At 69.3% G+C, this 7,011-nt stretch carries 6 protein-coding genes and 1 tRNA gene; 6 read left to right on the top strand and 1 reads right to left on the bottom strand.

Annotated elements, in window-relative coordinates; all coding sequences use genetic code 11:
- The first annotated feature begins 302 nt into the window (after positions 1-302).
- From IEY55_RS29355 to IEY55_RS29340, 4 genes are all read left to right on the top strand, one after another.
- Positions 303-2,054: a DUF3987 domain-containing protein gene (locus IEY55_RS29355; RefSeq protein ID WP_229686877.1), complete on the top strand. Its 1,752-nt coding sequence runs from the start codon at positions 303-305 to the stop codon at positions 2,052-2,054.
- 189 nt (positions 2,055-2,243) lie between these two features.
- Positions 2,244-2,660, top strand: a complete 417-nt coding sequence (locus IEY55_RS29350) for a hypothetical protein (RefSeq protein ID WP_189061827.1) — start codon at positions 2,244-2,246, stop codon at positions 2,658-2,660.
- A gap of 31 nt (positions 2,661-2,691) precedes the next feature.
- The gene (locus tag IEY55_RS29345; protein WP_189061826.1) at positions 2,692-2,892 is read left to right on the top strand and encodes a helix-turn-helix domain-containing protein; all 201 of its coding nucleotides are present in this window, start codon (positions 2,692-2,694) and stop codon (positions 2,890-2,892) included.
- Between the two features lie 696 nt (positions 2,893-3,588).
- Complete coding sequence (locus IEY55_RS29340; RefSeq protein ID WP_189061825.1) at positions 3,589-5,130, top strand: tyrosine-type recombinase/integrase; 1,542 nt, start codon at positions 3,589-3,591, stop codon at positions 5,128-5,130.
- 81 nt (positions 5,131-5,211) lie between these two features.
- Here IEY55_RS29340 and IEY55_RS29335 read toward each other — a convergent pair.
- Positions 5,212-5,299, bottom strand: a tRNA-Ser gene (locus tag IEY55_RS29335).
- 467 nt (positions 5,300-5,766) lie between these two features.
- Here IEY55_RS29335 and IEY55_RS29325 point away from each other — a divergent pair.
- Entirely contained in the window at positions 5,767-6,048 is a 282-nt protein-coding gene (locus tag IEY55_RS29325; RefSeq protein WP_229686876.1) for a hypothetical protein, read from the top strand.
- A gap of 189 nt (positions 6,049-6,237) precedes the next feature.
- On the top strand, positions 6,238-6,630 hold the full coding sequence (locus IEY55_RS29320) for a hypothetical protein (protein ID WP_189061824.1): 393 nt from the start codon (positions 6,238-6,240) through the stop codon (positions 6,628-6,630).
- The last annotated feature ends 381 nt before the right edge of the window (positions 6,631-7,011 follow it).

The raw sequence follows: 7,011 nt of genomic DNA, 5'->3' as shown, positions 1-7,011 counted from the left end.
GCCCGGTGTGCCGGCACCCCGCCCCCGGCAGCGGACCCGGGCACAGGCCCGGCCACCGGTCTAGCTCCCCCGACCGCTCGGTGCCGGCGGGCCTGTCCCGCCCGGCACCCCCGGGGTGCCGCCCCACGCACCCGCCGGCACCGAGCCCCCCTCCGGCCCCGGCCGTTTTGCGCCCCTGGCCCGGGCCGGAGGGGGTACCGCCACCCGCATTCCCGCACGCCATCGGGCCCGCAGACCCGGGCACGAGCCCGGCAGCCCACCGGCCACTCACACCGCTTGCGAACGCTGGGAGGAGTCACATCGTGACCGTTCCCGAACCCACCACCGACCCGGCCCAGACCGGCCGGCACCTACGCCCGGTACCAACAGCCGGCAGTCCCGGACCCGGGTCGGACGCCCCGGTTGAACGGGACGAACCCGCCCCGGGTGCCGGGGGGTACCGGCAGGGTTACTCCCCGGAAGTACAGCACAAACAGGCTGCCGGCAGCCCCGATGCCGAAAGCCCGGAACCCGCCTCTTACGCCCCCGATGAACGGGGCGAACCCGCCGCCGGCAGCCCGGCACCCGGCAGCCCGGCACCCGGCAGCAACGGCACTGCCCCCGAGGGTGCTGGCCGAAAGGACCGCGGACACAGGCTGCGGCAGGCCGACACCGGCACCGGCCGGTCGCCGGCCGGCAGTGCGGCGTTGTGGGAGGCGGAGCGTCGGGCGGCGGCCGAGGTGGCTCGGGCGCGGGCCGAGCTGCCGGCACTGGATACGGCAGCGCTGGATTGTTTCCTCGGCCGCCTGGTCGGAGTCGTGGCCGAGCACACCGAGGCCGACCCCGTCGCCGTGCTGGCTTCCCTGCTGTGTGCCGCCGGGGTGTACCTCGGCCCGGGTCCGCATGTGCGGGCCGGGGATGACCGGCACCCGTTGTTGGTGTGGCCGCTGATCGTGGGCCGCACCAACTCGGGGCGTAAGGGCGCGTCCTGGTCGAGTGCGCGCCGGCTGTTGGCGGCGGCCGATCCGGAGTTCCTGGTCGGCAACGTCCGCTCCGGCCTGACCTCCGGTGAGGGCCTGGCCCAGTTGTTCGTGCCCGTCTGTCAGCAGTGCGGCACCGACCTCGACTCGCCCTCGGAGGAGTTCTGTTCCAGCACCTGCCAGAACCGCTGGGAGAAGAAAGGCCGCGCGAACGCTGCGCGTCGTCGCCGGCTGCCGCCCGGCGACCGGCGGCTACTGGTGTTCGAACCCGAGTGGGCCGCGGTCATGGCCCGGATGAAGCGGGAGGGCAACAGCCTCTCGGCCACCCTGCGGGCCGCGTGGGAAGGCGGAGACCTGTCGACCATGAACGTCACCGCCCGGGTGGCGCCGGAGTCACACATCGGCATCACCGCCCACATCACCCCGGCGGAGTTCAAGGCGAAGGTGTCGGCCGCGGACCTGGCTGGCGGCACCTACAACCGGTTCCTGCCGCTGCTGGTCGCCCGGTCGAAGTTCCTGCCGCTGGCCCTCGGCGCCGACCCGGACACGGTTGCCCAGCTCGGCGCGAGCCTGGCCGGCCGGCTCCGCCACGCTGCCGGCATCGGCACGCTCGGCTTCACTGCTGGCGGCGCGGACGCCTGGCGGCACCTGTACGTGGAGTTCGGCACCGACCCGGGGGAGGGCACCGGCCCGGCAGTGGAGCAGTTCATCTCCCGCACCGCCCCCAACTGTCTCCGCATTGCCGGCATCCATGCCGCACTCGACGGCAGCGACCAGATCAGCGACCGGCACCTGAGCGCCGCTGCCGCCCTGATCCGCTACTCGATCGCCTCCGCGCGTGCCGTGTTCGCCCCGGACGCGGAGCTGACCAAGATCGCCGGCTACATCGCCCGCGCCGGCCAAGCCGGCCGCACCCGCACGGACATCACCACCGAATGCTTCGACAAACACAAGAAGGCTGCCGAGATCGACGGCCTGTTGGAACGGCTCTTGGCAGCGGGCCGCATCACCCGGTCCCTGCGTCCCTCGCCCAGCGGCCGAGGACGCCCCACCCAAATCTTCACCGCCACCAGCCACGCGAACGAAGCGAACTAGCGAACAAAACCCTGACCAGCGCAAACGCTGGGGGACTTTCTCCCCAGCGTGCGAACTAAATCCCCAGCCCCGACCAAACAGGCGGATTTCCTTCGCACCCCGCGAACTAAACCCGACCACGAAATCGCAGGTCAGGCCATTAGTTCGCAAGTTCGCATCCTTCGCACCAGATCCGAGAGGACACGACCCATGATTACCGACCCGACCGCCCTGTTCGACCAGGTCGCCGCCGCCACCCACCAGGCGCGGAAGGCGCTGCGCAAGGCCGCCCACGAGTGGGGCGCCCAGCTCGACACCGGCCCGTTACCCCCGTGGCTACGCGACCGCTGCGCCGACCTCCTGGCCGCTCTCGCCGCCCGGCGGGTGCGCTGCTGCGCCCACCTCGCACCCGCACCCCGGGTCGCGCACGCCGCGCTGTGGCGGCCCGGTCTCCTACTCTGCTCGGCCTGCGTAGGGCTGCTCGCGGCCGACCCGGTCGAGGACGCCACCTGCGACCGCTGCCGCCGCCACGTCCGCCGCATCCTGCCCGGCACGGTCGCGCTCGGCCCGATCCTGCTCGCCTACGGCCTGTGCCAACCCTGCGCCGCCGAGACCGACCCGGCCTGACCCGCCGAACCCATCGGAGGAGGAGTAACCCATGCCCACCCACGACCGGGCGCCCCGGCTGCTGCTGTCGGTCGAGGACGCCGCCGCACGGCTGGACATCGGCCGGACCACGATGTTCGCCCTGATCAAGTCCGGCGAGATCGCCTCGGTGCGCATCGGCCGCCTGCGCCGCGTCCCGGCCGAGGCACTCACCGCCTACATCCGCAGCCTCACCGAACGCCACGCCGCGTAACCGCACGGGGCAGGGAAGCAGGCAGGGAGGCAGCAGGGATCGAGGGAGTTTTCCCTCCGCGCCTCCCTGCCCCGATTCCCCTACCTGACCAGCCCAAATAGCCATGAGGGAAGCAAGGGAGGCTCCCGCGAACACCCCTTGGAACCCCGCCCAGAGCGCCTCCGACCCTGTCCCGGCTGCCTCCCTCCCCGACCACCACACCCCGCGACACAACACGGAGAGTCACCGGCAGCAACGTCTTCCCACCGGGGCGTGCCCGGCACCCGGCCGGCACCGAACGGACACCGAAACGGCCGGACCGCGCTTCTAGATCGAGAGTCGCCAGCCTCTAGACCTAGAGGCCGCTCTAGACACCGATCCCCGCCCCGACCAGCGGCCTAGCGCCTAGAAACCCCATCCCGCAACCGCCCGACAGCGCCAGAAACGCCCTGCCGGCGGCCTCCCGAGCCGCGCTAGGTCAAGCGGGACGGCCCGCTAGACCTAGCAGCCCCGCTAGCACCTCCACACCCACGCTGGCCAGGGCACTAGCACCTAGCAGGCCGCCGCCCCCCTTTTTGTAGCCACTCACCAACCCGCTGCAAAAGAGGGGGCACCCCATCCCTCGGTCGAACACGTCCGCAATCGCTGTCCGACCGCGATTCCCGCACACCCACAACCGGGCCGACACGTGCCCGGCAACCCCAGGAGGAAACCCAAATGCCACGCCGCAAGCGCGCCGAAGGCACCCGCGCACCCAACGGCGCATCCAGCATCTACCTCGGCAAAGACGGCTACTGGCACGGCCGGGTCACCATGGGCACTCTCGACGACGGCACACCCGACCGCCGACACGTCCAGCGCAAGACCGAAGGCGAAGTGATCGAGGCCGTTCGCGAACTGGAACGCCAGCGCGACAGCGGACGTGTCCGGAAGCCGGGCCGAAAGTGGACAGTTGAGAAGTGGCTTCACCACTGGGTCGAGAACATCGCTGCGCCATCGGTTCGGCCCAACACGATGACCGGTTACCGCGCATCCGTTTACAAGCACCTCATTCCCGGTGTCGGCGCTCATCGGCTGGACAAGCTCCAGCCGGAACACCTGGAACGTCTCTATGCACGGTTGCAGGACTGGCGGCACGGGTGCCCGGACAACGACCGGTGCCGGAAGCGTCCCGGCAACGTTTGTCGGCAGCGCCAGCCTGGATTGAAGCCGGCGACGGTTCACTTGGCGCACCGCACTATCCGCGTCGCGCTGAACGAGGCGGTACGGCGCAAGCACATCACCGAGAACCCAGCGGCAATCGCGAAGCCGCCCCGTGTAGAGGAAGAGGAGGTGATTCCGTTCACCGTCGAGGAAGCCCGGCGGATTCTCGACGCAGCAGTGTCGGTGCGCAACGGCGTCCGGTTCGTTGTGGCACTGACTCTCGGCCTGCGCCGAGGTGAAGCGCTGGGATTGCGCTGGTCGGACCTCGCGGTGAAGTGGCGGCACGGGTGCCCGAAAGGCTCTCCCTGCCGTCGGCTTCGGACACCCAAGGAATGCCCAGTGCGACGGGGCAGCGGCACCTTGGCGATCCGCCGAGCTGTCCACTGCTACCCGTGGAAGCACGGGTGTTCGGAAGCGAAACCGTGCGGCCGGAAGAACGGCGCCAACTGCCCGGAGCGGCACAGCGGCGGCATCGTCGTAGCCGATGTGAAGTCCCGGGCCGGCCGGCGAACGGTGGGCCTTCCGCACCCGCTGATCGAGGCGCTGGAGAAGCACAGGGAACGCCAGGACGCGGAGCGCCGACACGCCGGAGACCTGTGGGAGGAAGGCGGCTGGATCTTCACCAACCGCTTCGGCCGGCCCGTGCACCCGACCGTTGATCACGAGTCCTGGAAGAACCTGCTCCGCAAGGCTCAGGTACGGAACGCTCGGCTACACGACGCTCGGCACACGGCCGCAACCATGCTCCTCGTCCTGAAGGTCCCGCCTCGGGCGATCATGGACATCATGGGTTGGTCGGAAGCGGCCATGCTCCAGCGCTACGTGCACATCCCGAATGAGCTGGTCGAGGAGATCGCGGCGAAGGTCGGTGACCTGATGTGGCTCACCCCGGACCAGGATGAGGAAGCCGACGACGGCATGGAGCTCATGGCGGAGCAGCGCCAGGCGGTTCGGCAGCTCCTGAACACGCTGCCGGAGGCATGGCGTCGGCGCTTAGCGGAGCTGTTCCCGGACGAGGGTGACGACGGCCCGGCCGGGGCTCTCGTGTCCGCGTAAAGGGATCGACTGAGACGAGAACTGAGACGACGCCTATGGCAGAGGCCCCGGACGCGGCGCACGTCCAGGGCCTCTGGCCTGCGGAGGATGCGGGATTTGAACCCGCGAGGGGCTATCAACCCCAACACGATTTCCAATCGTGCGCCCTAGGCCACTAGGCGAATCCTCCGCCGAGGAGAGTACCCGAAGGGCCACTGACCAGGCAAAACACCTGGTCGTTCGGGGTGCTCGCGTGATCTCGCAGGCAAGCACAGCGGTCGAGTGACACACGATTGCCGAGGTTGTGACCATGGGGAACGCGAGCACGACGGGCGCCGTCTGGGCCATGCTGACCGAGCGGTGACGCAAGGCGATGAGATCCAAGGCACTGTCGCCCTACACGGAGCGTGGCTACCTCGGGACGGCCCGCCGGTGGACTGTGTGGCTTGACGAGCAAGGGCTCGACATCGAGCCTGACGGCGTCAGGGCACACCACATCGATGTCTTCATTGGCGACATCAACGAGGCCACGCCCCCGGCGACACGCTCTCGGGCATCGCGGCCCGGTACGGGACCACGTCTCGGGCCATCGCCGCGGCAAACGGCATCGCCAACCCCAACCTGATCTTTCCCGGCCAAATCCTGACCATCCCGTTGATGGAGAACACCCCATGTCTGACCGTCTCGTCGCCTGGCTGCACCGTTGTCCCCACCCTGTGGACAACCCTTGTGATCTATCTCGCCTCCCTCGGCGCCCCCGAGTGGCTGGTGACGCCACTGAGCAACGCCGGCGAGCTGGTCGTCGTCCCGATCGTCGTCGGCGCCGTGTACCCGATCATGCGCGTAATCGAGCCCCACCTGCCCGACTGTCTCACCCGCATCCTGCTCGGCTCCGCCACTCCGCCAAGCTATCCCCGGGGTCGGGAGCCCAGCCAGTGAACAGCGCCCCTCCACACCCCTCGTCAGGGTGTGGAGGGGTGCTGTTGCTTATGCCCCGTCGATCGGCGTGTGATCACCTCGCTGTGATCTTGGCGACGGGTCTACGAGCTAGCACGCATCGGTGACCAGTCGATAGCGTCGTGTAATCGGTTGTGGTCCGTCGCAGCACCCCGAACAGGAGGAGCCATCTTGTCCCGCCGCGCAACCCGCTTGGTCGCCGCCACTGTCGCCATGCTGGGCCTCTCACCAGCCTTCGCCCCGGCTGCCTCGGCCGGCAGCCCTGTGCCGAGCTGCAAAGAGGGCTACTTCTGCCTGTTCGAAGGCCCGCACCAGACCGGACGAGTTCTCCTTGCCGAGGACGCGCACATCGCGACGGACGGATTCAATCTCCGTGAGCTCGACGACATCGAGCCACCGATCTTCCCACGGTCCGCGCGCAACCCGCTCCCCAACGACTTCGGCTGCATCGTCCGTCTCAACGACCGGCCACACTTCGCTGGCGACGAGCAGGAAGTCGACGGCTTCGGCAACCACGAGCTCGACGGTAGGCGCGTCGGCTCCCTCACCCCAGACTGCGGCTAACTCCTCCAAGACCTAGCGGCGATGCGCGCTCTGCAACGTCCCCGACAACAGAGCAGATCGACTCTCACCGTTCGGCACTGTTGACGTTTCTCGACAAGCGCGTCGGGCGGGTGCCCGCGCACGCTCGGCGTCGAGGGCTTGGCAGCCCTCGTGGGTGCGTGACGCTACTGGCAGATCACCGGCAATTGCTTGTCATCAGTGAGATTGGGAAGGAGCCGCGCGCGTGGCACCCACCATCGCCGACAGTCGCGAAGCGATCACGGGCATCCCGGCGAGCGCCAAGATTGGGAAGCCCTCTGAGAGCGCATACCCGCCGACGCCGGAGCAATGTCGCCACTCCGCCGTCGGCAGGGACCAAGAGGACGGCTTCGCAGCTGAGCC

Source organism: Longimycelium tulufanense, assembly GCF_014645795.1.
GTDB lineage: Bacteria > Actinomycetota > Actinomycetes > Mycobacteriales > Pseudonocardiaceae > Longimycelium > Longimycelium tulufanense.
Note: the sequence above shows the minus strand (reverse complement) of the source record. Positions and strands in the feature narration are given on the sequence as shown.